At 69.8% G+C, this 23367-nt stretch carries 28 protein-coding genes and 1 tRNA gene; 19 read left to right on the top strand and 10 right to left on the bottom strand.

Annotated elements, in window-relative coordinates; translation table 11 throughout:
* Window positions 1-59: 59 nt before the first annotated feature.
* A complete protein-coding gene (locus IE307_RS22535; RefSeq protein ID WP_191300670.1) occupies window positions 60-935 on the top strand; it encodes an alpha/beta hydrolase family protein in 876 nt (291 codons plus the stop codon).
* Here the strand turns inward: IE307_RS22535 and araD are convergent.
* Genes araD through IE307_RS22520 form a run of 3 tightly spaced genes read right to left on the bottom strand, consistent with a single transcriptional unit; the run spans window position 932 to window position 4171 of the window.
* Window positions 932-2638 (bottom strand): L-arabinonate dehydratase, encoded by a 1707-nt coding sequence (gene araD, locus IE307_RS22530; RefSeq protein ID WP_373306027.1) that lies wholly within the window; start codon window positions 2636-2638, stop codon window positions 932-934. The genes IE307_RS22535 and araD overlap by 4 nt on opposite strands.
* The gene (locus tag IE307_RS22525) at window positions 2635-3540 is read right to left on the bottom strand and encodes a dihydrodipicolinate synthase family protein (protein ID WP_191300666.1); all 906 of its coding nucleotides are present in this window, start codon (window positions 3538-3540) and stop codon (window positions 2635-2637) included. Before IE307_RS22525 ends, araD begins: the two co-directional genes overlap by 4 nt.
* Window positions 3527-4171, bottom strand: coding sequence for a GntR family transcriptional regulator (locus IE307_RS22520; RefSeq protein ID WP_191300888.1), 645 nt, complete (start codon window positions 4169-4171; stop codon window positions 3527-3529). The genes IE307_RS22525 and IE307_RS22520 overlap by 14 nt, the downstream gene beginning before the upstream one ends.
* A gap of 205 nt (window positions 4172-4376) precedes the next feature.
* Here IE307_RS22520 and IE307_RS22515 point away from each other — a divergent pair, with 205 nt between their 5' ends.
* The 4 genes from IE307_RS22515 to IE307_RS22500 all read left to right on the top strand — a co-directional run bounded on the left by IE307_RS22515 (window position 4377) and on the right by IE307_RS22500 (window position 7315).
* Window positions 4377-4886, top strand: coding sequence for an anti-sigma factor (locus tag IE307_RS22515; protein ID WP_191300663.1), 510 nt, complete (start codon window positions 4377-4379; stop codon window positions 4884-4886).
* 119 nt (window positions 4887-5005) lie between these two features.
* Window positions 5006-5941 (top strand): DUF1996 domain-containing protein, encoded by a 936-nt coding sequence (locus tag IE307_RS22510; protein WP_229904966.1) that lies wholly within the window; start codon window positions 5006-5008, stop codon window positions 5939-5941.
* Window positions 5942-6062: 121 nt separating this feature from the next.
* Entirely contained in the window at window positions 6063-6614 is a 552-nt protein-coding gene (locus tag IE307_RS22505) for a sigma-70 family RNA polymerase sigma factor (RefSeq protein WP_089953784.1), read from the top strand.
* A complete protein-coding gene (locus IE307_RS22500) occupies window positions 6611-7315 on the top strand; it encodes an anti-sigma factor family protein (protein ID WP_191300661.1) in 705 nt (234 codons plus the stop codon). Before IE307_RS22505 ends, IE307_RS22500 begins: the two co-directional genes overlap by 4 nt.
* 48 nt (window positions 7316-7363) lie before the next feature.
* On the opposite strand, the gene IE307_RS22495 is transcribed toward IE307_RS22500, so the two are convergent.
* On the bottom strand, window positions 7364-8308 hold the full coding sequence (locus IE307_RS22495) for a zinc-binding dehydrogenase (RefSeq protein WP_191300659.1): 945 nt from the start codon (window positions 8306-8308) through the stop codon (window positions 7364-7366).
* Window positions 8309-8366: 58 nt separating this feature from the next.
* Between IE307_RS22495 and IE307_RS22490 the strand changes: the two genes are divergently transcribed.
* Complete coding sequence (locus tag IE307_RS22490; protein WP_191300657.1) at window positions 8367-9062, top strand: helix-turn-helix domain-containing protein; 696 nt, start codon at window positions 8367-8369, stop codon at window positions 9060-9062.
* Window positions 9063-9103: 41 nt separating this feature from the next.
* A complete protein-coding gene (locus IE307_RS22485; RefSeq protein WP_191300655.1) occupies window positions 9104-9934 on the top strand; it encodes an oxygenase MpaB family protein in 831 nt (276 codons plus the stop codon).
* Here IE307_RS22485 and IE307_RS22480 read toward each other — a convergent pair.
* Together IE307_RS22480 and IE307_RS22475 are read right to left on the bottom strand one after the other, a co-directional pair.
* Entirely contained in the window at window positions 9909-11297 is a 1389-nt protein-coding gene (locus IE307_RS22480; RefSeq protein WP_191300652.1) for an aminobutyraldehyde dehydrogenase, read from the bottom strand. The two genes, IE307_RS22485 and IE307_RS22480, sit on opposite strands and share 26 nt — an antisense overlap.
* Window positions 11294-12907 (bottom strand): thiamine pyrophosphate-binding protein, encoded by a 1614-nt coding sequence (locus IE307_RS22475; protein ID WP_191300650.1) that lies wholly within the window; start codon window positions 12905-12907, stop codon window positions 11294-11296. Before IE307_RS22475 ends, IE307_RS22480 begins: the two co-directional genes overlap by 4 nt.
* 35 nt (window positions 12908-12942) lie before the next feature.
* Here IE307_RS22475 and IE307_RS47665 point away from each other — a divergent pair, with 35 nt between their 5' ends.
* The 7 genes from IE307_RS47665 to IE307_RS22440 all read left to right on the top strand — a co-directional run bounded on the left by IE307_RS47665 (window position 12943) and on the right by IE307_RS22440 (window position 17975).
* Entirely contained in the window at window positions 12943-13059 is a 117-nt protein-coding gene (locus IE307_RS47665) for a helix-turn-helix domain-containing protein (protein ID WP_191300884.1), read from the top strand.
* A gap of 143 nt (window positions 13060-13202) precedes the next feature.
* Window positions 13203-13274 (top strand) — tRNA-Glu (locus IE307_RS22465).
* A gap of 119 nt (window positions 13275-13393) precedes the next feature.
* Entirely contained in the window at window positions 13394-14056 is a 663-nt protein-coding gene (locus IE307_RS22460; RefSeq protein WP_191300648.1) for an SAM-dependent methyltransferase, read from the top strand.
* A 150-nt stretch (window positions 14057-14206) separates the two neighbouring features.
* A complete protein-coding gene (locus IE307_RS22455; protein ID WP_191300646.1) occupies window positions 14207-14899 on the top strand; it encodes a DUF4383 domain-containing protein in 693 nt (230 codons plus the stop codon).
* Between the two features lie 159 nt (window positions 14900-15058).
* Window positions 15059-15739, top strand: a complete 681-nt coding sequence (locus IE307_RS22450; protein WP_191300644.1) for a M50 family metallopeptidase — start codon at window positions 15059-15061, stop codon at window positions 15737-15739.
* Window positions 15740-15852: 113 nt separating this feature from the next.
* On the top strand, window positions 15853-17586 hold the full coding sequence (gene argS / locus IE307_RS22445; protein ID WP_191300642.1) for an arginine--tRNA ligase: 1734 nt from the start codon (window positions 15853-15855) through the stop codon (window positions 17584-17586).
* A gap of 71 nt (window positions 17587-17657) precedes the next feature.
* Window positions 17658-17975: a WhiB family transcriptional regulator gene (locus tag IE307_RS22440; RefSeq protein WP_191300640.1), complete on the top strand. Its 318-nt coding sequence runs from the start codon at window positions 17658-17660 to the stop codon at window positions 17973-17975.
* Here IE307_RS22440 and IE307_RS22435 read toward each other — a convergent pair.
* A complete protein-coding gene (locus IE307_RS22435) occupies window positions 17948-18745 on the bottom strand; it encodes a SigB/SigF/SigG family RNA polymerase sigma factor (RefSeq protein WP_191300882.1) in 798 nt (265 codons plus the stop codon). The genes IE307_RS22440 and IE307_RS22435 overlap by 28 nt on opposite strands.
* 17 nt (window positions 18746-18762) lie before the next feature.
* The gene (locus tag IE307_RS22430; protein ID WP_229904965.1) at window positions 18763-19131 is read right to left on the bottom strand and encodes an ATP-binding protein; all 369 of its coding nucleotides are present in this window, start codon (window positions 19129-19131) and stop codon (window positions 18763-18765) included.
* 175 nt (window positions 19132-19306) lie between these two features.
* Between IE307_RS22430 and IE307_RS22425 the strand changes: the two genes are divergently transcribed.
* Entirely contained in the window at window positions 19307-19975 is a 669-nt protein-coding gene (locus IE307_RS22425; RefSeq protein ID WP_191300636.1) for an ATP-binding protein, read from the top strand.
* On the opposite strand, the gene IE307_RS22420 is transcribed toward IE307_RS22425, so the two are convergent.
* Window positions 19972-20328 carry an STAS domain-containing protein gene (locus tag IE307_RS22420; RefSeq protein ID WP_191300635.1) on the bottom strand — a complete coding sequence of 119 codons (357 nt, stop codon included), beginning with the start codon at window positions 20326-20328 and terminating at the stop codon, window positions 19972-19974. The two genes, IE307_RS22425 and IE307_RS22420, sit on opposite strands and share 4 nt — an antisense overlap.
* 156 nt (window positions 20329-20484) lie before the next feature.
* Window positions 20485-21153: an ANTAR domain-containing protein gene (locus tag IE307_RS22415; RefSeq protein ID WP_191300633.1), complete on the bottom strand. Its 669-nt coding sequence runs from the start codon at window positions 21151-21153 to the stop codon at window positions 20485-20487.
* 253 nt (window positions 21154-21406) lie between these two features.
* Here IE307_RS22415 and IE307_RS22410 point away from each other — a divergent pair, with 253 nt between their 5' ends.
* The 4 genes from IE307_RS22410 (at window position 21407) to garA (ending at window position 23321) form a co-directional block, all read left to right on the top strand.
* On the top strand, window positions 21407-21622 hold the full coding sequence (locus IE307_RS22410) for a hypothetical protein (RefSeq protein WP_191300630.1): 216 nt from the start codon (window positions 21407-21409) through the stop codon (window positions 21620-21622).
* 119 nt (window positions 21623-21741) lie between these two features.
* On the top strand, window positions 21742-22323 hold the full coding sequence (gene clsA, locus IE307_RS22405; protein ID WP_191300628.1) for a cardiolipin synthase ClsA: 582 nt from the start codon (window positions 21742-21744) through the stop codon (window positions 22321-22323).
* Between the two features lie 42 nt (window positions 22324-22365).
* Window positions 22366-22749 carry a glycine cleavage system protein GcvH gene (gcvH, locus tag IE307_RS22400; RefSeq protein ID WP_191300626.1) on the top strand — a complete coding sequence of 128 codons (384 nt, stop codon included), beginning with the start codon at window positions 22366-22368 and terminating at the stop codon, window positions 22747-22749.
* A gap of 113 nt (window positions 22750-22862) precedes the next feature.
* The gene (gene garA, locus IE307_RS22395) at window positions 22863-23321 is read left to right on the top strand and encodes a glycogen accumulation regulator GarA (protein WP_030476302.1); all 459 of its coding nucleotides are present in this window, start codon (window positions 22863-22865) and stop codon (window positions 23319-23321) included.
* The last annotated feature ends 46 nt before the right edge of the window (window positions 23322-23367 follow it).

Genomic DNA, 23367 nt, shown 5'->3' with positions numbered 1-23367 from the left:
CGTATCGTTCCGGAACGTCGCTCCGCTTTGATGGCGGACCATTCGAAGGGAACCCCGCAATGACCGTCTTCACCGTGAGTCCCGTCGTGCTCGAGATCCCCGGCAGGCCCGTCGACCTGCAGCTGAAGGTCTCCGCGCCGACCGAGGGCACCGGCCTGCCGATCCTGCTGCTCTCGCACGGGCACGGCTACTCGAACCACCTCTCCTCGCTGAACGGCTACGCACCGCTCGCGAACCACTGGGCGGAGCAGGGTTTCGTCGTCCTGCAGCCCACGCACCTGAGCTCCCGCACCCTGTCCCTGCCGCAGGACACGCCCGGCGCGCCGCTGTTCTGGCGCTCCAGGGCCGAGGACATGTCCCACGTGCTCGACCGGCTCGACGAGGTCGAGAAGGCCGTGCCGCAGCTGCAGAACCGCTGGGACCGCACGAAGATCGCCGTCGTGGGCCACTCGCTGGGCGGTCACACCGCGAGTCTCCTGCTGGGCATGCAGACAGAAGGCGTCAGCCTCAGGGACGACAGGATCAGGGCGGGCGTGCTGCTGGGCGCGACCGGCCGCGGTGACGCGATCACCGACATGGTGAAGGAGAACTACTCCTTCATGCAGCACACGGACTTCAGCACCATGACCGCGCCCGCGCTCGTCGTGGCCGGTGACGCGGACGCCTCCGCGCACCTGACCACCATGGGCCCCGACTGGCACGCCGACCCGTACCACCTGGCGCCCGGCCCGAAGGACCTGCTCACGTTGTTCGGCGCGGAGCACGGGTTCGGCGGCGTCTCCGGTTACGACGTCGCCGAGACCACCGACGAGAGCCCCGAACGGGTCGCGACCCTGCTCCGGCTCACCACGGCCTACCTGCGCACCCACCTGCACGGAACCCAGGACTGGCAGGAGGCGTCCACCGAAGAGGGCCGCGTCGAGTCGAAGAACTAGTGGGCGTTGGGCTCCGGGTTCGCGCCGGGGCGTGACAGGAACTCGAAGTCGCAGCCCTCGTCGGCCTGCGTGATGTGCTCGTAGTACAGGGCGCCGTACCCGCGTTCGAACTTCGGCGGTGGTGACGTCCACGCGTCCCGGCGGCGCGCCATCTCCTCGTCGGAGATCTCCACGCGCAACACCCGCGCCTCGACGTTAAGCGTCACGAGGTCGCCGTCGCGCACCAGTGCCAGCGGACCGCCGACGTGCGCCTCCGGTGCCACGTGCAGAACGCATGCGCCATAAGAAGTTCCGCTCATCCGCGCGTCGGACACGCGCACCATGTCCCGGACGCCCTCGCGCAGGAGCTTGTCCGGGATCGGCAGCATCCCGTATTCCGGCATGCCGGGCCCGCCCTTGGGGCCGCCACCGGCCAGCACGATCACCGAGTCCCTCGTGACGTCCAGCGACGGCGAGTTGATCCGTGCCTGCAGGTCCTTGTAGCCGTGGAAGACCACGGCGGGCCCGGTGTGCCTCCACAACGCGGGATCAGCCGCCACGTACTTGATCACCGCGCCGTCCGGGGCCAGGTTGCCCCGCAGCACGGCCAGCCCGCCCTCGGGGGAGACCGGGTCGTCCAGCGTCCGGATCACCGACGCGTCGTGCACCTCGGCGCCGTCGAGGTCCTCGCCGAACGTCCGCCCGGTCACCGTGATCCGCTCGAGGTGCAACGACTCCCGCAACCGCGACAGCAGTCCGCGCAACCCGCCCGCGTAGTAGAAGTCCTCCATCAGACCCGCACCGGCGGGCTGGACCGAGGCCAGCACCGGCACTTCACGGGACAGCCTGTCGAAGTCGTTCAGCGTCAACGGGATCTGCGACCGCCCGGCCATCGCGATCAGGTGGATGTACGAGTTCGTGGACCCGCCGAGCGCCAGCACGGTCCGGACCGCGTCCTCGTACGCCTCCGCCGACAGCACGTCGCCGATCGTCAGCCCCTCGCGCACCATCTCGACCGCGCGCATGCCGGACGCGGCCGCCATCCGGTGGTGGGCCGAGTCGACGGCCGGGATCGACGACGCGCCGGGCAGGGTCAGCCCCAGCGCCTCCGCGGCGGCCGTCATCGTCGAGGCCGTGCCCATCGTCATGCACGTGCCGGGGGAGCGGGCCAGGCCTGACCCGATCTCCGACCAGTCCGCGGACGAGATCGTGCCCGCCCGCTTCTCGTCCCAGAACCGCCACATGTCCGTGCCCGACGCGAGGGTCTCGCCCCGCCAGTGGCCGCGCAGCATCGGCCCGGCCGGCACGAAGACCGACGGCAGACCGGCGGAGGCCGCGCCCATCAGCAACGCGGGGGTGGTCTTGTCGCAGCCGCCCATCAGCACGCACCCGTCGACGGGGTAGGAGCGCAGGACCTCCTCGGTCTCCATCGACAGCATGTTCCGGTACAGCATCGGGGTCGGCTTCTGGTACGTCTCCGACAACGTGGACACGGGGAACTCCACCGGGAAACCGCCCGCCTCCCAGACCCCGCGCTCGACCTGCTTGGCCCGTTCGCGCAGGTGCATGTGGCACGGGTTGATGCCGCTCCACGTGTTCAGGATCGCGATGACCGGCTTGCCGAGGTGCTCCCCGGGGTTCAGGCCGAGCTGCCGCGCGCGGGCGTTGTGCGAGAACGCCCTGAGCCCCTCGCCCTCGAACCACTCCGCGCTGCGCAGCCTCACAGGAGGTTCCACGAGTCCAGCAACACGCCCACGGCCGAACGGTCCTTTTCGGACAGCACCGAGGCGGGCGGCCGCACGTCCCGGCGGCACAAACCGAGCTGTGCCAGCGCTTCCTTCACCACGGACACGTTGTTCGCCGACTCGTTCAACGCCCGCAGCTCCTCGAACCCGCGGACGAACTCCCAGAACTCCATCGCCGCACCGAACTCCCGCTCCCGCAGGCACCGGAACATCTGCACGGACAGCTGCGGCGCCACGTTCGCCAGGCCGGAGGTGAACCCGGAGGCCCCGACGGCGAAGTACCCCGGCGCCGACAGCTCGGCCAGCCCGGCGACCCAGGTCAGCCGCTCCAGCCCGGCGTCCCGCGCGACGGAGGCGAACCGCACGGGGTCCGGCACCGCGTACTTCACGCCCACGACGTTCGGGCACGCGTCCGCCAGCGCGGCGATCTGCGCGCCGCCGATCCGCGGGTTCCGCACGTACAGGACCACGCTCAGCTCGGGCACCGACGAGGCGACGGCCCGGTGGTAGTCGACCCACCCGTCGAGCGAGACGTACGGGTGCACCGGCTGGTGGACCATGATCCCCCGCGCGCCGGCCCTGTCCGCGAACCGGGCCGCGGCCACGGCCGACTTCACGTCGTGCCCGACCCCGGCGACGACCGCCGCCCGGTCGCCGGCCGCGTCCACGGTGATCCGCAGCGCCTGCTCGGTCTCGGCGGAGGACAACGTGTAGAACTCGCTCGTGTTGCCGTTGGCCGTCACGACCGAGATGCCGCCCTCGGCCATCCGGTCCACCACGGCGGCGTAGCTCTTCTCGTCGACCGCCCCGCCGGCGTCGAACGGTGTCACGGTGATCGCCACGACGGACGCCAGCTGCTCGGTGAGGTCATCGAACGACATCGGGAAGCTCCTCGGCCACTCGGTCGGCGAACGTCTGGACGTGGCGGCGCAGCAGGTCGGCCGCGGCGTCGCCGAAGCCCTCCTCGGCGGCGACGAGGATCGCCCGGTGCTCGGCGTCCTCGGCCTCCCAGGTCGGGCTGACGCCCCAGCCCGCCGCGGTGATCAGCGCCGTCTGGTCGCGCAGCCCGTCGAGGATCTGGACCATCAACGGGTTGCCGCAGCCCGCGTACAGCGCGCGGTGGAACCGCCGGTTCGCCCGGTTGCGCCGGGCCAGGTCCTCGGTGTCGTCCAGCGCCGACCTGGCCTCGGCGAAGTCGGCGCCCAGCGCGGCCGCGCGGCGCAGCGCCTCGGGTTCCAGCAGCAGCCGCACGTCGTAGACGGACCTGGCCATCTCGGCGTCGACCGTGCGGACCGCGGCGCCCTTGTACGGGCTCATCACGACGAGCCCCGACCCCGCGAGCGTCTTGAGCGCCTCGCGCACGGGCGTCTTCGAGACGTTGAGCGTCGCGGCGAGATCGGTTTCGACCAACGCCTGACCGGGTTTCAGTTTTCCGTAAAGAATCGCTTCTTTGATCGATTCAAGAACGAAGTCCGTCCGGGACGCGGGAAGTGCGCCGATCCGGTCATACATCATATATGAGAGCGTAGGAGCTGGTAGCGGCCCGGTCAACCTCCTCGTGTGGTCTGCACAACGTCCTTGTATCTGCGTTGAACCAACTTCCTCGCAGGCTCGTTCTGTGGGTGTTGGTCACCGCTGTGCGCGGGACTGGAGAAGGAGAGATTTGAGTGCATCGTTCCGCGTGACCGTGTCTCCCAACGAGTTGAACGAGAACGACATGCTGATGGAAGAACTGCCACCGGAGGCCGCGCTCGACGGGCCTCCGCCGGACATGGACCACCTGCTCCAGCGCACGCTGGGCACGGTCCGTGAAGAGAGACATCAGGCCGTGCGCCGCCGAGGCCGCATCACGGCCCTGTCGTCGACCCTCGTCGTCGCCGGAGTGCTCGCTGGGGGCGTCTGGCTGGGCCAGGGAATGGGGGTCGGTGGCACGGAGAACGCCGACGCGCTCCTGCAGGGGACCTCGCCGGCGGGTGCGCGCATGGCCGTGCAGGTCACCGAGACCGAGGGCGGCCTGAAGCTGGTCGCGACGGTCGACGGGATGCAGGACGGGGAAGCCTGCTGGCTCGTCGTGCACACGAAGGACGGACGGACGTTCACCGCCGGCTCGTGGAGGGCGCACGGAGGTGAGGTGACCTTGGCCGGGTCCGCGATGGTGCGGGCGGGGGACGTGGCCGGGGTGAGTGTCGTGAACCACGATCGCCAGCCGCTGGTGACCGCGCAGTAGAGCTGTGAGCAGGACCGATCTGGGGCTCGCCGGGGAGCGCCGCCGCCGTGGCGGCGTTCGCCGGTGCCAATTGAGACAGAACGCTTTGGTTTGCCCGAGCGGACCGGCAGGCTGTGGTGGTGGCCCGGAACAAACCGGTGACCTTCGCGGTCGCGGTGGTCGCGCTCCTCGTCATCGCGGGCTCCGCGGTCCTGCTGCGCGGCACGTCCAACGGTGCGCCGTCCGCTGACCAGTACGTCAGCGAGCTCGACCAGGTGATCACGGACCCGGAGACGCCGAACGTCATCATCCGGTGCGGCGCGAACGAGGACCGACACCTGAACGCGGACAACCCCGTCGTCTCGCCGGGCATCCCGTTCGGCGCCCACCACACGCACGAGTACGTCGGCAACAAGTCGGCCGACGCCAGGTCGACCGACGACTCCCTCGCGGCCGCGCCCACCACGTGCGAGAAGGACGACCGCTCGACCTACTACTGGCCCGTGCTGCGCCTGACCGACGGCACGGGCCACGACGCCCACGCGGACGGCGGCGGCCTGCACGGCAACACCGGCGAGGTGCTCAGGCCGAAGAACGTGGAGATCCGGTACGACGCCAGCCCCGTCAGCGCCGTGCTGCCGATGCCGAGGTTCCTGCGGCTGATCACCGGCGACCCGGCGGCGTTCACCAACGGCCACGGCCCGAACACGCGGGCCCGGTGGGGCTGCTCGGACCAGCCGCGCCGCTACACGACGAAGTACCCGCTGTGCGGGAGCGCGACCACCTTGCGCAGTTACGACTTCGGCAGCTGCTGGGACGGCAACAACACCGACAGCGCCTCGCACCGCTCGCACGTGGTGTTCCCGCTGACCGGTGGCACGTGCCCGGCCAAGACCTTCCCCATCCCGCGGTTGACCGTCACCGTGGAGTACGACGTTCCTCCAGGTCATCCGTTCGCGATCGACAGCTTCAAGGAGGAGCTGCGCGATCCGGCGACCGACCACGCCATGTTCATCAACGTGCTGCCGGAGGCGTTGATGGCGGAGGTGGTCGGGCACCTCAACCGGTCCCGCTAACATCCGGCGACCTTTTCAACGCAAAACCCGTTGAACCGAAGCTCTCCGCCACTCGTGTGTCGGCTGAGGTCTTGAACAGGACGCCCGCAGGTGGTGTTCGCGGGCGGGGAGGAGTAGGTGGATGGCGGCTTTGTTCTCCCGCAAACGGGAGACCGCGGCCGACGAGGCACTGATCCGATCGCTCTACGAGGAGCACGGTCGGGCGCTGCTGGCGTACGCGACGCGGTTGACCGGCGATCGGGCCGCTGCCGAGGACGTGGTCCAGGAGACCCTGGTCCGAGCCTGGCGCCATCCCGACGCCCTCGTGAACGGCAAGGGATCGGTGCGCGGCTGGTTGTTGACCGTGGCGCGGAACATCGTCACGGACCGGGTGCGTGCGAAGGCGGCACGCCCACAGGAGGTGGCCGAGTCCCCGGCCACGCCGCCCATCGAGCGCGACCACGCGGACCAGGTGGTTGACTCGGTGGTGGTGCTCGAAGCGCTCGACAGGCTGTCCTCGGATCACCGCGACGTGCTGATGGAGATCTACTTCCGCGGCCGGAGCGTGACGGAGGCGGCGGAAGCTCTGGGAGTGCCACCGGGAACGGTGAAATCGAGATCGTATTACGCGTTGCGAGCCTTGAGGGAGACCTTCGGAGGTCAGAAGGTCGCACTGAAGGGGGTGGCTGGATGACCACGCGGCACGACCCGCAACTGCTCGGTGCTTACGTTCTGGGAGCACTGGACGAGCAGGAGGTGCGTGAGATGGACGAGCACCTGGCGTCCTGCCCTGACTGCGCGCGTGAACTCGACGAGCTCCGCGACATGGAGGCCTTCCTCGGCGAGGTGCCGCCGGAGGCCATGCTGGACGGGCCGCCCGAGGGCGGCGATCTGTTGTTGCAGCGCACCTTGCGCCAGGTGCGTTCCGAACGAGGCGGCGTCGCACGACGTCGTCAGTTCGCGATCGGTGCGGCGGCGGCCGTGGTGGCCGCGGTCGTTCTGGGCGCCGGTGTCTTCGTCGGTAAGGCCACGTCACCCGATGTGACGGCCTCTCCCACCCCGACGGTGGCCCCGGACCCGGCGGGCACCAGGCTCGCCACGTTCACGGACCCGGTGACGAAGGCGTCGATGACGGTCAAGGTCGTCCCCGCCGCCGGATGGGTCCGCACGAACATGGCGATCAACGGCATCCCCGAAGGCGAGAAGTGCCGGATCTTCGTCGTGGCGAAGGACGGCAGCCGCCAGGAGGCAGGCTCCTGGGTGGTGTCCAAGAAGGGCGCCGCCGAGGGCACGAACCTGGACGGTTCCGCGCTGGTCGACCCCAAGGACGTGAAGTCCGTGGTGGTCGAGAACTTCGCGGGCGACAAGTTCGTCGAGGTGCCGGTCCAGGCGTGACCGAAGGGACGAGGGGCCGCTTCCGCAGTCGGGAGGCGGCCCCTCTTCTCACGGCTTGAGCACCACTTTCCCTGCCGTGGCACGGGATTCCAGCGCTTCGTGCGCCTTCGGGGCGTCCGCCAGCGCGAACGGCGGGTGGACCAGCGGCGCGAACCGTCCGCTCGCCAGCCCGGCCATCGACTCCTCCTCGAGGGTGCGCAGCCCCCGCCGCATCAGCCCCGGTCCCAGCGCCACCGTGGCGGTGAGGCTGTTGGCGAACAACGCCTCCGTGCTGATCGGGGTCGTGGTCCCGGACGCCCACCCGTAGATGATCTGCCGCCCGCCCGGCCCGAGCGTCTTCAACGCGAGGGCGCCCGCCTCGCCGCCGACGCCGTCCAGCACCACGGTCATGTTCTTGAGCCCGTCGGACCAGCCGGGGCGCGTGTAGTCGATGGCGGCGTCCGCGCCGTTGTCCATGACGAGGTCGAGCTTCCCGGCGCTCGCGAGCCCGACGACCTGCGCGCCGACGTTGCGCGCCTCCTGCACGAACAACGCGCCCATGCCCCCGGCGGCCGACGTCACCAGCACCACGTCGTCCTTCGTGAGCTTCGCTGAGTCGAGCACCCCGACCACCGTGCGGCCGGTGCCGATCATCGCGACGGCCGCCTCGAACGACACGTCGTCGGGCAGCGCGTGCAGGGCGGCGACACCGGCCACCGCGAGTTCGGCGTAGCCGCCGTTGGCCTGCCCCAGGTGCGCGACGACCCGTCGGCCCAGCCAGTCGCCGGGCACGTCCTCGCCGAGCGCCGTGACGACGCCCGCGACCTCACGCCCCGGCGTCATCGGAAAGGCGACGGGCCCGAAGCCGCCCTTGCGGATGGTGGTGTCGACGAGGTGGACGCCGGCCGCCGCCACGGTGACGCGGACCTGCCCCGCGGCGGGCTCCGGGTCGGGAACCTCCTCGAAGCGCAGGTTCTCCGCCGGGCCGAACTCGTGCTGCCGAATCGCGAACATGCCGCCCACGCTAGGAACTCCACCTAACTGGAGGTCAAGAGGTCGCTAGGCTCGGGCGGTGTCCACCTACGTGTTCTTGAACAGACCGGACGAGGACCCGGCCTGGACGTTCAGCTGGAACGCCTCCACGGCGATGGTCGACTGGGTGGTCGAGGTGCTCGCGCGCCTCGTCCCGAGTCCGGCGCTCGCCACGCGGCTCACCGAGCACCGCGACCACGGCCCGGACCACCTCGCGTTCAACGTGTTCGGCGACGACGAGGTGCGCGAGATGGTCAGGGTGATCGGGCAACGGCTGGAGATCGAGGCCAGGAAGAGCTTCGAGGGCCAGGACGACGTGCGGGGCCACGTGGAGGAACTCGTCGAACTGGTGCTGAGCTGGGCCGGCGGCCGCGGCTTCTGGGGAGGCTGGCGCGACCCGTTCCCCCTGTGGGTGCCGCGGGACTTCTCCGAGCTGTGGCGCAACGCGGAGCGGCGAGCGATCTGCTTCCACTCGGAGCGGGGGCCGTCCGAGCCCACGGAGGTCTTCCTGATCTTCGAGGGCGTCCGGGAGATGGAGGTCCCGCCGGTGCTGAGCCGCGTCGCGGTCGGCCTGGTCGACGGTGGCTACTCGCTGACCACACCGGACTCCCCGGACGGGTACGTGCTCGCCGAGACGTTCGAGTACCACGAGAACGACGTCGCGGACTGGGACGCGTACGACGCCTTGCACTACGAGAAGTACGTGATGAAGATGTTGACCCACCCGCTCGACTGATCGGTGGTGGGTGAGAACACAGGCCCTAGCTCGATCGGGTAGTGATCATCATCAAGCGTCCCGGAGCGGGTAATGATCATGATGTGACGCTGGGACCGGAATCGGTGACGTGGCGGCTCGGCTGGTACACCCGGTTCGAGCTGGTGGTGCTCGGGCGCGCGGTGCTGATGCAGGTCGCGCACCCGGTCATCGCCGCCGCCGTGCGCGACAGCTACCAGGCCGACCCGTTCGCGCGGCTGACGAGGACGATCACCTCGTCGCAGCTGCGGTTGTTCGGCGGTGAGCTGGCCGAGCGCGAGGCGGAACGGCTGCTGCGGGCCCACGCCAGGATTCCCGGCGCGGACGAGGAGCTGTTCCGCTGGGTGCACGCCACGAGCTTCGACTCGCTGCTCACCGCGTACCGGTTGCTGCGGCCCAGGATGCCCGCGATCCACGAGGAGCGGCTGTACCGGGAGTGGCGGCACACGGGGGAGGTGCTCGGCATCAGGACGATGCCGGGTGATCTCACCGAGTTGCGCGAGTACCTCGACGAGGTGGTCGCCACGCAGCTCAAACCCACCGACGGCGTGGACGACCTGCTGGAGGCGTTCGAGCTGCGGACGGGCAAGGCGCCGGGCTCCGAGCACCTGCCGAGCGCCCTGTGGCCGCTGGTGCGGCCCGTGGCGGCGCGGGTGCTGCCGGACTTCGCCGTCGGCACGCTGCCGGAGGCGTTGCGGGACAAGCTCGGTCTGGAGTGGACGGACCGCGACGAACGCAGGCTGCGCCGGTGGATCCGCGTGATCCGGCTCGTGTCCGCGTTCGTCCCGGCCAGCCTGCTGCACTACCCGATGCCGTACCGGGCGATGCTCAGTGCGCGATCATCACGTGCTTGACGCGCGTGTAGTCCTCCAGGCCGTGCATCGACAGGTCCTTGCCGTAACCCGAAGCGCCGAAACCGCCGTGGGGCATCTCGGCGGCGACGAGGCCGTGCGTGTTGACCCAGACGATGCCGAAGTCGAGCCGTGCCGTCAGTGACGCGACCCGGCCGGCGTCCCGGGTCCAGATCGAGGACGCGAGGCCCTGCGGAACGCCGTTGGCCAACGCGATCGCCTCGTCGTCGTCGGCGAACGACTGCACGGTGATCAGCGGGGCGAACGCCTCCTCCTGCACCAGCTCGTCGTCCTGACCCGGTCCGGAGACGACGGTCGGTTCCAGGAAGAAGCCCTCGGAACCGTGCCGCTTTCCTCCACAGTGGACGGTGGCGGACGACCGGGACAGCAGGCCGAGCACGCGGTCGAGCTGGGCCTGGCTGTTCAACGGCCCGAAGTCGGTGCCGGGCACCTGGGCTGACGCCGCCTTGACCAGTGCGGCGACGAACTCGTCGTGCACGGCCCGATGCACCAGCACGCGAGAAGCCGCTGTGCAGTCCTGGCCCGCGTTGTAGAAGGCGGCGCCGACGACGCCTTCCGCCGCCGCGGTCACGTCCACGTCGTCGAACACGAGAACCGGTGCGTTGCCACCGAGTTCGAGGTGCGTGCGCTTCACGGTCGCGGCGGCGGCGCGGGCCACCTCGACGCCGGCGCGGGTGGAGCCGGTCAGCGACACCATGGCGGGCACGGGGTGCTCGACCAGCAGCCGGCCGGTGTCGCGGTCGCCCAGCACGACGTTGAACACGCCCGCCGGCAGCACCTCGGAGGCGAGCCGGGCCAGCAGCACCGCGGACGACGGCGTGGTGTCGGCGGGCTTGAGCACCACGGTGTTGCCGGCCGCGAGTGCGGGCGCGATCTTCCACACCGCCATCATCAGCGGGTAGTTCCACGGCGTGATCTGTGCGATCACGCCGACGGCCTCGCGGCGCTGGTACGAGGTGTGGCCGGCGATGTACTCCCCCGCCGCGGCCGTGCCCAGGGCGCGGGCGGCACCGGCGAAGAACCGGATCTGGTCCACGCACTGGGGAATCTCCTCGTCCAGCAGCACCGACCGGATCTTGCCGGTCTCGCGGACCTCCGCGTCGGCGACGGCCCCGGCATCGGCCTCGAGCAGGTCGGCGAGCTTCAGCAACGCGAGCTGGCGTTCGCCGGGAGTGGTGCGAGACCAGGCCGGGAAGGCGCGTGCGGCGGCCTGGACGGCGGCGTCGACCTCGGCGGCACGCGAGACGGCCGCGCGGCCGAACTCCTCGCCGGTGGCGGGATCGACGAGCGGGGAGGTCTCCCCGGCACCGGTGAAGGTGCCGTTGACGAAGTTCGCGACGATCACGGGTGCTCCAGGTGCGTGGGGGCGAACATGCGCAGCACAGCGGGAAGGACCACCACGTGCGGGCCGTCCCCGGCGAACGCCTTGGCGAGGTCCTCGCGCAACGACTCGGGTGTGCTGCGGGTGGCGGGCACCCCGAACGCCCCGGCGAGCGCCACGAAGTCGGGGCGGGCGAGCTCGGTGCCGGTGGCCTGCCCGAACGCGTCGGTCATGTACTCGCGCAGGATCCCGTAACCGCCGTCGTCGACGATCAGCCACACGACCCGCGACCCGTGCTGGGCGGCCGTCGCGAGCTCCGAGATCCCGTACATCGCGCCGCCGTCACCGGACACGGCGAGCACCGGCCCGTCGACCGCCGCCGCGACGCCGAGCGCCGCGGGGAAGCCGTAGCCGAGCCCGCCGGAGCCCTGCGCCGAGAACTGCGCGCCACCGCGCGGATCCCACGCCGACCAGGACCAGTAGGCGAGGATCGTCATGTCCCAACACGTCGGCGTGCCGTCCGGAACGGCCGCGCGCACCGCGTCGAGCACCTGCCACTCCAGGCCGAGGTCCTGCGCGGTCAGCCGTTCCCGGACGCTCGCCAGCAGCCCGAGCACCCGTTCCTCGGCGGCACCGTCCACGGCTCGGGCCGTCACACCGGAAGCCAGGGCGCGCACCGCGTGCCGGGCGTCGGCGTGGATGCCGAGCGCGGGGTAGTTCGACTCCAGCTTGCCGAGGTCCGCCTCGATCTGGACCACCGCGCCGCGCGGCCGGAAGGCCCGGTAGTTGCTGGACAGCTCACCGAGCCCCGACCCCACGACGAGCAGCACGTCCGCGCCCGCCAGGAACTCCGTGGTGTGCCAGTCCTCCAGCCACGACTGCGCGGACAGCGGGTGCTCCCACGGGAAGTTGCCCTTGCCCCCGAACGTCGTGACGACCGGCGCCCGCAGCTTCTCGGCCAGCTCCAGCAGTTCACCGGAGGCCCTGAGCGCACCGCCGCCCGCGAGGATCACCGGCCGTTGCGCGCCGTCCAGCAACCGCACGGCCTCCGCGACCAGCTCGGCTCGCGGGTGCAGCTCGCGCGGCGACCAGGACACCGACGTCACCGGCGGCACGGAGGCGGGCGCGAGCAGCACGTCCTGCGGGATCTCCAGCCACACCGGGCCGAACGGCGCCGTCAGCGCGATCTCCCACGCCTCGGCCAGGGCGGACGGGATCTGCGAGACGTGCCGGACGACCCGCGCGTGCTTCACGACGTCGCGGAAGGAGGCCAGCTGGTCGGTCAGCTCGTGCAGGTACCCGCCGCGCCCGCCGCCCAGCCCTGCGGACGGGATCTGCGACGAGATGCCCAGCACCGGCGCCGATCCCGCCGCGGACTCCTGCAGCCCGGCCAGGGTCTGCAGCGCGCCGGGCCCGGTCGACACCAGCAGCGGCGTCACCGAGCCGGTGATCCGCGCGTGGCCGTCGGCGGCGAACGCGGCGTTGACCTCGGTCCGCGACCCGACGTACCGCAGCTCGGAGCGCCGCAGCGCGTCGAAGAGCGCGAGGGCGTGCTGTCCGGGGATGCCGAAGACGGTGTGCGCGCCCAAGGCCTCCAGGGTCTCGACGACAACGTCGCCGCCATTGCGCGTCACGCGCCCTCCTTCAACGCCGGCAGGCTCACCAGGTCCTGCACCGCAACAGCGTCCGGCACCGGATCTCCCACGTCGAGCGGCTCCTTGGTCGTGATCTTGGAACGGCCGGCGCGCGGACCTCCCCGTGGCTCGCGCCGACGTGGCTCGATTAATTCCTTTGCGGCATGCGCGCGCTCTCGGTCATCATTGTTCCATGATCCGAGCAGACGAATGGGCCGGAGCGCCCTCGAAGCGTTGACCTGCTAGTTCAATTTCTTCTATTTCTGCGAGCATTTTGTTTTCAATGCTCGTCCTTGGCGTGTTCGTCTAGTGGTCAGGACGCTGGACTCTCAATCCGGAAACACGGGTTCGATCCCCGTACGCGCTGCGTGGCCCGGTCTCAGTGGGGTGGACCGGGCCCTCCCGCACAGGGGTCCATGTCAGACGGACCCAAAGAATCTTCGAAAACTTCGCCCGAATGGTCTAGGCGCCAGTTACGCTCTGCGAATGGCTGCGGTCCCCGCCTTCGCCCGATACGAGGTCGACGTTCGTCGGCCGAACGCCGCGCGCATCCATGACTTCTACCTCGGTGGCGCGCACAACTACGCCGCCGACCGCGCGTTCGCCAAGCAGGCGGTCCGGATCGACCCCGAACTGCCGCTCGTGACCCGCGCCCAGCGGACGTTCCTGCGCCAGGCCGTCCGCCACTGCTGGGCGGCGGGTGTGCGCCAGTTCCTCGACCTCGGCTCGGGCATCCCGACGTGCGGTGCCACGCACCAGACGCTGCCCGACGCGCGTGTGGTCTACGTGGACTCCGACGCGGTGACGGTCGCGTTCTCGCGTGGACTGTTGCGCGGCGAACCGCGGGCGTGCGCGATCGAGGCCGACCTGCGCCGCCCCGACCAGGTGCTGCGGCATCCGGGCGTGCTGTCCCACCTCGACCTGCGCGAGCCGTACGCCGTGCTGATGGTCGACGTGCTGAGGTACGTCGACGACGCCACCGGTCCCGGCCGGGTCGTGCGCCGCTACCGGCACGCGCTGCCCGCGGGCGGGTTCCTCGTGGTGTCGCACCCGACGCCGGTCGAGCAGCTCATGGAGGGCCTGTCGATCGATACGCCGGTCGTCGTGCCGGGCGCGTACGCGGGGATCGGCCGCAAGGGCAGTGTCTGAGGGCCGCCCGACCTGAAGGCCACCCGGATGACCGAACCCGACGATCCTGTTGCCGTGCAACGGGAGGCGCTCGGCGTGCCGGCGGGCGGTTTGGCGGGTGTGAAGGTGGGGTAAACCGCCGAGCACAAGAACGGAGCCTGGAGGGGCGACATGACCCACCGCATCAAGGTCGCCGGTCTGCAGCCGGTGCAGGTGCTGGCCGGACTGGCCGGTATCGCGTTCATCGTGTTCGGCGTCGTGGGCTTCACCCGCACCGGGGTCGGCGATTGGGCCGCCAGTTCGTTCGTGCTCGGGTTCTCGGTGAACCCGTTGCACAACACGGTGCTCGTGGCCGTCGGCGTTCTCGGCCTGCTGATGGCTCTCGGTTCGGGCCTCGCCCGGTTGTACGGCTGGCTGCTGTTCGCCGGCTTCGCCGCGCTCTTCGTGTGGGATCTGATGATCACGGGGATCCTCGCGCAGAACCCGGCCGAGCAGTACGGCAACCCGCTGGCCGTCAACTCGAACGACAACTGGTTGCACCTCGGCATCTCGCTGTTCGGCCTGCTGCTCGCGGTCATGCCCGCGCGCCGCAAGCTGATCGAGGACCACGACGGCGACCTCGTCGAGGACCGCGTCGACGACCACGGCGACGAGCACGTGCTGCCGCAGCCGCGTTCGGAGGCGTACCGCGACGAGCGGGACGCTTCGCAGCGGACCGAGCAGACCGACCCGCACGTGAGCACGAGGCAGAACGCGATCACCGAACCCCTGCCCACGCCGGGTCACCGGGAGCCGATCACCCAGGAGCAGGCGGTGGTCGACCCGAAGACCGAGCGGGTGAGCAAGGACAGGATCAAGCACTGACCGCCTGACGGCACCTCTGGACAGTTCCCCTGTCCTGGAACCGGACGTTCCCCTGTCCGGCACAGATGCGTCGTGATGGGCCTCCGGGCCCGCCACGGCGCATCTGTTCGTTCCCGGGCCCCCACACCGGGCTGACAGCGCGTCTGTTTCCATGGCGCGATGCCTTCCGAGTTGCTGACCCACGAAGTGCTGATCACGTGGGGGACCGCGCTGGCCGCGTTCCTGGCCGTCGCGCTGCACGGCATCTGGCGGGTCACCCGCAACGTCATCACCATCGCGCACGAGGGCGGGCACGCGCTGCTCGCCGTGCTGACCGGGCGGCGGCTGAGCGGGATCAAGCTGCACTCGGACACGTCCGGTCTGACGGTGTCCCGCGGGAAGCCCCGCGGGCCGGGGATGGTGCTGACGGCGCTGGCCGGGTACGTCGCGCCCTCGCTGCTCGGGTTCGGGGCGGCCGTGCTGATCACCAACGAGCAGATCCAGTTGATGCTGTGGATCAGCATCGGGTTCCTGGCGGCGATGCTGATCATGATCCGGAACGTGTTCGGCGTCCTGTCGATCATCGTCACCGGTGGGGTGTTCCTCTTCGTGTCCTTCTACGCCTCCGCTGAGGTGCGGGATGCGGCTGCCTACGTGTTCGCCTGGTTCCTGTTGCTGGGCGGGGTCCGGCCGGTGTGGGAGTTGCAGGTCAAGCGGTGGCGCAGGCAGGCGCCCCGGTCCGACGCCGATCAGCTGGCCTGGTTGACCGGCGTGCCGGCGCTCGGATGGGTCCTGGTCTTCGGACTGGTCAGTGCGGCCGCCCTGGTCGGCGGCGGGGCCTTGTTGCTCGGGCGGTGGTGACGGGAGGACGGCTCACCCGCGGCGTCGCGCCTGTCTGCGCGGGCGCGGTGGTATCCGGTTCGGCCCGGGTGAAATACTCGGCTGAACAAGCCAGTGGTCGAGAGGTGGGTTCAGTGCTGCGTGGGGATGTCGGGCTTGAACTGGGCCAGCGGGTCGCGCGGGCGTTGCGCGTCGCCCTGGACGTGGACATCACCGCCGAGGAAGCGCTGATCCGACCGTCCAACCGCGACGGTGCCGACTATCAGTGCAACGTCGCGATGAGTCTGGCCAAGAAGGTCGGGAAGAACCCGCGTGAGGTAGCCGCGTTGATCGTGGAGCACCTCGACGCGGCGGACGCGGTCGAGGCGGCGGAGATCGCCGGGCCCGGGTTCATCAACCTGAAGCTGCGCCGGGAGTGGTTGCAGGAGCAGGCCGCGCTGCTGCTCGCCGACGAGCGGCTCGGTGTGCCGACGACGGAGTCGCCCCGGCGGATCGCGATCGACTACAGCAGCCCCAACGTGGCCAAGGAGATGCACGTCGGGCACCTGCGGTCGACGATCATCGGGGACGCGTTCTGCCGGTTGCTGGCGTTCGCCGGGCACGAGGTGATCCCGCACAACCACCTCGGGGACTGGGGGACGCCGTTCGGGATGCTCATCGAGCACCTGACGGACGAGGGACGCGGGGCCGAGCACGAGATCAGCGACCTCAACGCGTTCTACCAGCAGGCCCGGCAGAAGTTCGACAGCGATCCGTCGTTCGCGGACCGGGCGCGGCGGCGGGTGGTGCTGCTGCAGGGCGGCGACGAGGCCACGCTCAAGCTGTGGCACGAGCTGGTGGGGGAGTCGCAGCGGCACTTCAACCAGGTCTACGAGATGCTCGAGATCGGGTTGTCGGCCGGGGACAACTACGGCGAGAGCTTCTACAACCCCTACCTCGCCGACACGATCACCGAGCTGCAGTCGAAGGGTCTCATCGAGACCAGTGACGGCGCGCTGTGCGTGTTCCCGCCCGGCTTCACGAACCGCGAGGGCGACCGGCTGCCGTTGATCGTGCGCAAGAGCGACGGCGGGTACGGGTACGCGACCACCGACTTCGCGACCGTGCGGTACTGGGTGCGGGAGCGGAAGGTCGACGAGCTCATCTACGTCGTCGGGACGCCGCAGTCGCAGCACTTCCAGATGATCTTCGCCACGTCGAAGCAGGCCGGGTGGCTGGACGACGCGCACACCGCCGTGCACACCGGGTTCGGCACGATCCTCGGGTCCGACGGCAAGACGATCCGGACGCGGGCCGGCGGGACGATCAAGTTGATCGACCTGCTCACCGAGGCGGTCGAGAACTCGTACAAGGTGATGCCGGAGTCGTCCGAAGTGGAGGGTGAGGCCAAGGAGGCGCTCGCCCGCACCATCGGGCTGGGCGCGGTCAAGTACGCGGACCTCTCCAACGACCGGGAGAAGGACTACGTCTTCACCTGGGAGAAGATGCTCGCGACCACCGGGGACACCTCGGTGTACATCCAGTACGCGAACGCCCGGATCCTGTCGATCGTGCGCAAGGTCGGGCGTGAGGCCCCGCTGAGCGCTCCGCTGGTGCTGCAGGAGCCCGCTGAGCGGGAGCTGGCGCTGAAGCTGCTGCAGCTGCCCACGGCCGTCCAGGCGGCCATCGACGAGCTCGCGCCGCACAAGCTCACGACCTACCTCTTCGAGACGGCCACGGCGTTCTCGACGTTCTACAACAACTGCCCGGTCGCCACGGCGGAGTCGCAGGAGTTGCAGGACTCGCGGCTGCACCTGCTCACGCTCACCTCACGCGTGCTGACGCTGGGGCTGTCCTTGCTGGGAATTGGCGCACCCGAAAGGTTGTAACTGGTTTATCCCTGGTCAGACCGAGGTACGCAGTGATCGCAACTCATTCCCCCCAGCCCCAGGGAGTCGCGATGACCTGCACCACCCGCCTGCCGAAGCCGGTCACCGACGTGTGGGACTGGCAGATGGACGGTCTGTGCCGAGGCGAGAACAGCGCGATCTTCTTCCACCCCGACAACGAACGCGGCTACGCGCGGGCGGCCAGGGAGGACAAGGCGAAGGCGATCTGCGGGCACTGCCCGGTGCTCGCGCAATGCCGCGCCCACGCGCTCGAGGCTCAGGAGCCGTACGGCGTGTGGGGCGGCATGGGGGAGGACGAACGGCGCCAGATCGTGAACGCGGCCCGGCGCCGTGTCCGTGCCTACTCCTCGAGCACGTCCCTGAGCTGACGCAACGTCTTCGCGAGCAACCGCGAGACGTGCATCTGGGAGATGCCGACCTTCTGCGCGATCTGCGTCTGGGTCATGTTGCCGAAGAAGCGCATGATCACGATCTTGCGTTCGCGCTCCGGCAGCTTCTCCAGCAACGGGTGCAGTGCCTCGCGTTGCTCGATCATGGCGATCTCGGGGTCTTCCTCGCCGATCGTGCTGCCGAGCGAGATCGAGGAGTCCTCCGACATCAGCATGTCGTCCAGGGACGCGCTCTGGTAGGCGTTGCCCGCCGCGAGTCCCTCGTGGATCTCCTCGCGGGACATGCCCAGGTGCTCGGCGAGCTCGGACGGCGTGGGCGCGCGGCCCAGCGACTGCGACAGGCGCGAGGTGCCCGCGTTGATCGCCAGGTGCAGCTCCTTGAGCCGCCTCGGCATCCGCACCGACCAGCTGGAGTCGCGGAAGTACTTCCGGACCTCACCCATGATCGTCGGCACCGCGAACGACAGGAAGTCGCTGCCGCGTTCCGGGTCGAACCGGTCGACCGCGTTGATCAGACCGACCGTCGCGACCTGCACCAAGTCCTCGTGCGGTTCGCCGCGGTGGCCGAACCGGCGTGCGATGTGCTGGGCCACCGGGAGGTGTTCGGTGACCAGCCTGTCCCGCAACGTGTCGCGCTTGCGGCCCGCGGGAGTGCCCGCGAGCTCGGCGAACAGCGGAGCCAGGTGGTCGTAGTCACCGGAGCGGGAGGACTTGGCCTCTGCCTCCGGCTTGGACTCCTCGGTCTTGATGGCCTCTTCCGCCCCGGTCACGCATCCACCGCCCCTGCCGTCGACTTCACGAGGCCGATGTGCACCACGAACCCTTCGGTCTCCTCGACCCTGGTCTGCACCGAGTCGACGAGCGCGGTCAGCACCCGCCAGCCGAAGCTGGCCTCGTCGGGTCCGGACGCGGACTTCGCGGAGATCTTCGCCGACACGTGCACGGCACCGCGGTCGTCCACCGCGAAGTGAGCGCTGAGCACGGCGTCCTGCGCTGCCAGCGTGATCAACGTCGAGCACGTCTCGTCCACGGCGAGCTTCAGGTCCTCGATCGAGTCGAGGTCGAAGTCCTGCCGCATCGCGATGTCCGCCGCGACCGCGCGCACGATGGACAGCTGCGTGGGGTCCGCCGCCATCCGAAGCTCGACGCCTGACAATTGAGTCACAGCCACCTCGTAGTCCGTTCTTCTGAAGGTCGGCAACTTCGTTGCCCTACCCGAATCGATCTCATTTCACACGTTCATTCGCACGTGTATTAACTCCGCGCCTCGGGAAATCACCTGGCAGAGCCAACCAACGGGAAGGAGCGCTGTGCTGGTGCACGAGGACGACCTGGCCCTCCGCTTCCCGGCAGATCCGCACGAGGTCGGGCCTGTGCGGCACCGGCTCCGGGACTGGCTGCGAGCCGGCGGATTCGACGAGGACGAGGCCGACGACCTCGTGCTCGCGGTCAGCGAAGCGATCAACAACTCCGTCGAGCACGCCTACCCCGGATCCGCGCGGGGCACCGTCGAGGTGAACGCCCGCGTCGAGCCGGACGGCACGACGCAGGTCGTCGTCATCGACCACGGCCAGTGGCGCGTGCCGCCACCGGCGCTGACGATGCGCGGACGAGGACTCCTGCTCATGCGGGAGAGCGTGGACGAAGTCGAGATCGTCCGCAGCACGAGCGGGACGACCGTAAGCCTCCGTCGAGCGCGCACGCCCGTACGACCCGTGACCCGAGGCACGTCCGAATGCGACGTTCAGGTCCACGAGACCTCCTCCGGCGTCGTAGCGGTCGTGCGTGGGAACGTGCCCGCCGAGGCGGGACCGTCGTTGCGTCGCACGCTGACCACAGCCGCCCGTGGAGGCACGGTCCCGTTGACCGTCGACCTCAGCGAGGTCGGCGCGGAGAAGAGCGGTGTGGAGCGAGCCCTTCAGGACGTCGCCGAAGCGCTCGGAGCGGCCGGCAACCGCCTCGTCGTGCGGACGCTCTAGCTCAGGGCGGAGTCGACCGACTGGTGGAGGTTGAAGACCTCACCAAGGCCGGTGGCTTCCAACGGGCGCGTAACGGCCCGTGCGGTCGCCACGACCTTGAGGGTGGCGTCCTGCTGCTGCGCCAGCTTCGCGGCCTCCACGAGCACCGCGAGCCCGGCGGAGCCGAGGAACGTCACGCCGGTCATGTCCACCACGAAGGTGCCGCCGTCGCCGAGGCCGTTGACGAGAGCGTCGCGCAACGTCGGAGCGGACACCATGTCGACCTCTCCGGACACGCCGAGGACGGTGACTCCGGGCGCCGGCTGCCGCACCTTCAGCTCGATCTGCTCCGCACGTGGGTCCTGCACAGTCACCGATGTACTCCCTTTCACATACAGGGAGCCGCCACGCAGCGGCCCCCGATGCGGCTGCTGGCTCAACCGCTGCGGACTCAACCGTACGGGAGAGCCCGCACAACAGGACAGGTCCTGCTGTCCGTACCCGGACAATGGTCGGTTCAAACCGGGATCTCAACTCCGCAGGGCGTCCCAGAGCCTGCGGGCGACCTCCTGTGCGGCGGACGGCGGAGCGGCGGCCTCGCCGGCACCGTCCTCGAGCGTCCCGCCCACGGTCAGCACCAGCGCCGCGGCCACGTCGCGCAGCTTCACGTTGGCGTGCTGGCTCGTGCGGACCAGCAGTTCGAAGGCCTCGCCGGGCTCGCACGACCGCGCGCCCACCACCAGCCCCTTCGCCTGCTCGATGTACCGGCGGTGCTGGACCATCCGCACCATCTGGTCGGCGCGCAGGACCTCGCCCGCGCAGAACTCGACCACCGCGGCCGCCGTCGCGACGAGCGGTTCTACCTCCTCGATCGCCTTGAGGTCCTCGGCCCGCGGCTCGTGCGACAGGTAGACGGTCAGCACGATCGGCCCGCCGTCACCCCAGCTGCCCGGCACCGCCACGACGTCGGTGCCGGCGAACTTCCCGGACACCTGCCGCTCGTCGCGGGAGGCCTCGACGAGCGGTCCCGAACCGCTCGACATCTGCTCGGTGTCCAGGTCGGCGGCGACGCCGAAGGCCCGCAGCGACGTGCCCTCGGGCCACACGCTGAGCCCCACGCCCTCGCAGCCGTCGATCTGCGAGCACAGGTGCTCCAACAATCGCGAAAGGAGCTCCCCGCCGAATTTCACCTGGTCCACGCGTGGAGGTTAGCCCCGGCCGATCCCCGGCGGGCGTTGTGCGGTCATCGGCGTACGACGAACGGTTGCACAGGCAAGGACCTGGAGATCCGTTCCGCTTCGGGCCCGAACAGCTCGGCGCGCCATTTGATCCAGTTAACGCTAAGGATCCAAACAGGACACGTGTTCTGAACCACAGTCCGCCAGAATTCGTTCTCAGGGATAACGCCGGAGCCCCGGTGCGCGACATCCCTGATGTCACGGAGGGACCGAAATGAGAACCGCCATGGAGACCCAGCCGCAGCAGGACGCGGAGTCCGGTTCAGCGCTGCCGACCACGCCGTGCAGCGTGGTGTGGAGCCGGGGCCACGCCTACGTGCTCGAGGGTTTCCGCGCCCGCTGGGTCGGTCGCGACGACCGGGGCCGCCCGCACGCCATCACCGGTGCCGAGATGCAGCGCCGCGGCTGGACGTTCACCCACTCGGTCTGAGCCGAACCCGGCAAACCGAACGAAGCACGCAGAACGACCGCCACACCCGCAACCAGTCGCACCGCGAGCCGTGACGCCATCCGGCAGCCCTTGCGCAGTCACTCGTTTAGAGTGCGGGTGTGCGTGATCCGGCTGATCGCCTGCTGACGATTCCGAACCTGCTCAGCGTGTTGCGGCTGGCCGGTGTTCCGCTCTTCCTGTACCTGCTCCTCGGACCCCGCGCGGACGGCTGGGCGCTGCTCGTCCTCGTCTTCGCGGGGCTGTCCGACTGGCTCGACGGCAAGCTCGCCCGCTGGCTCAACCAGATGAGCAACCTCGGCGCGCTGCTCGATCCCGCCGCCGACCGCCTCTACGTGTTCTGCACGCTGCTGGCGTTCGTGATCAGGGACATCGTCCCGCTGTGGATCGCCCTCGTGCTCGTGGGACGGGAGGTCGTCGTCGGCGTCTGCCTGCTGGTGCTGAGGCAGCGGGGCTGGGGCACCTTCGAGGTGACCTACCTGGGCAAGGCCGCGACGTTCAACCTGCTCTACGCCTTCCCCCTGCTGCTCCTCGCGCAGGGCGACTCGGCGTGGGCCCAGGTCGCGCTGCCGTTCGCCTACGCGTTCACTGCCTGGGGCGGGGCGCTCTACCTGTGGTCGGCGCTGCTGTACGTCTACCAGTTCTTCCTGGCCCTGCGGGTCACACCTCGCACGGTCGCGTGAAAAGATCACCCCATACAGGTTCAGCACGAGGAGCGCAGTCAGTTGATTCCCGAGGAGCTTCGCTACACCGAGGAGCACGAGTGGATCGCCAGCACAGGCGAGAACACCGTGCGCGTCGGCATCACCGACTACGCCCAGGAACAGCTCGGTGACGTCGTCTTCGTCCAGCTGCCCGAGGTCGGTCACACCGTGGCGGCGGGTGACACGTTCGGCGAGGTCGAGTCCACCAAGAGCGTCTCCGACCTCTACTCGCCGCTCGACGGCGAGGTCGTCGCCATCAACGACGCGTTGGTCCAGACGCCGGACTCGGTGAACACCGATCCGTACGGTGAGGGCTGGATGGTCGAGATCAGGCTGAACGACCCGGAAGCGCTGGAAGGCCTGCTGGACGCGGACGCGTACAAGGCGTTGGTGGAGAAGGAGTGACGTCGATCTTTCGCCGGATCTTCGGCCGGAAGGGGAGCCGCGCTGAAGGCGGTGACCCCAACGCGATAGGTTTTACCGGAAGTGACGGATCCAGCAGCAGGAGGAGAGCTCAGGTGAGCACGAACGACGGCCCAGGCGTTCCGCCGGAGCAGTCCCCGGAGCGGACCTCCGTCTTCCGGGCGGACTTCCTCCAGGAGATGGAAGGCGGCGCCGAGGCGCCCGCACAGGAGCCGGCCGTTGCCGGTGTTGACGCCCTTCCCGCCGGTTCCGCGCTGCTCGTGGTCAAGCGCGGTCCGAACGCCGGATCCCGGTTCCTGCTGGACCGAGACACGACGAGCGCCGGGCGCCACCCCGACAGCGACATCTTCCTGGACGACGTGACGGTCTCGCGCCGGCACGCCGAGTTCCGCAGGGAGAGCGGCGAGTTCGTCGTCATCGACGTCGGCAGCCTCAACGGCACCTACGTCAACCGCGAGCCGGTCGACCAGGCCGTGCTCGCGAACGGTGACGAGGTCCAGATCGGCAAGTTCCGCCTCGTCTTCCTGACGGGTCCTGGCTCCGCGGGAGCCTGACGCGTGACGGCCGGGCGGCCGGGGCGCGGGGGCTCGAGCATCGGGG

Origin of the sequence: Lentzea cavernae, assembly GCF_014653695.1 — a bacterium.
GTDB lineage: Bacteria > Actinomycetota > Actinomycetes > Mycobacteriales > Pseudonocardiaceae > Lentzea > Lentzea cavernae.
This window is presented reverse-complemented; position numbering and strand designations above follow the sequence as displayed.

Bases quoted from the DNA above. Each gene is read 5' to 3' on its own strand.
- IE307_RS22450 (WP_191300644.1), top strand. From the start codon at position 15,059: ATGCCTTCCGAGTTGCTGACCCACGAAGTGCTGATCACGTGGGGGACC.
- IE307_RS22455 (WP_191300646.1), top strand. From the start codon at position 14,207: ATGACCCACCGCATCAAGGTCGCCGGTCTGCAGCCGGTGCAGGTGCTG.
- IE307_RS22505 (WP_089953784.1), top strand. From the start codon at position 6,063: ATGGCGGCTTTGTTCTCCCGCAAACGGGAGACCGCGGCCGACGAGGCA.
- IE307_RS22515 (WP_191300663.1), top strand. From the start codon at position 4,377: ATGCTGATGGAAGAACTGCCACCGGAGGCCGCGCTCGACGGGCCTCCG.
- IE307_RS22520 (WP_191300888.1), bottom strand. From the start codon at position 4,171: ATGTATGACCGGATCGGCGCACTTCCCGCGTCCCGGACGGACTTCGTT.
- IE307_RS22495 (WP_191300659.1), bottom strand. From the start codon at position 8,308: ATGTTCGCGATTCGGCAGCACGAGTTCGGCCCGGCGGAGAACCTGCGC.
- IE307_RS22525 (WP_191300666.1), bottom strand. From the start codon at position 3,540: ATGTCGTTCGATGACCTCACCGAGCAGCTGGCGTCCGTCGTGGCGATC.
- IE307_RS22535 (WP_191300670.1), top strand. From the start codon at position 60: ATGACCGTCTTCACCGTGAGTCCCGTCGTGCTCGAGATCCCCGGCAGG.
- IE307_RS22410 (WP_191300630.1), top strand. From the start codon at position 21,407: ATGAGAACCGCCATGGAGACCCAGCCGCAGCAGGACGCGGAGTCCGGT.
- IE307_RS22500 (WP_191300661.1), top strand. From the start codon at position 6,611: ATGACCACGCGGCACGACCCGCAACTGCTCGGTGCTTACGTTCTGGGA.
- IE307_RS22440 (WP_191300640.1), top strand. From the start codon at position 17,658: ATGACCTGCACCACCCGCCTGCCGAAGCCGGTCACCGACGTGTGGGAC.
- IE307_RS22430 (WP_229904965.1), bottom strand. From the start codon at position 19,131: ATGGCGGCGGACCCCACGCAGCTGTCCATCGTGCGCGCGGTCGCGGCG.
- IE307_RS22460 (WP_191300648.1), top strand. From the start codon at position 13,394: ATGGCTGCGGTCCCCGCCTTCGCCCGATACGAGGTCGACGTTCGTCGG.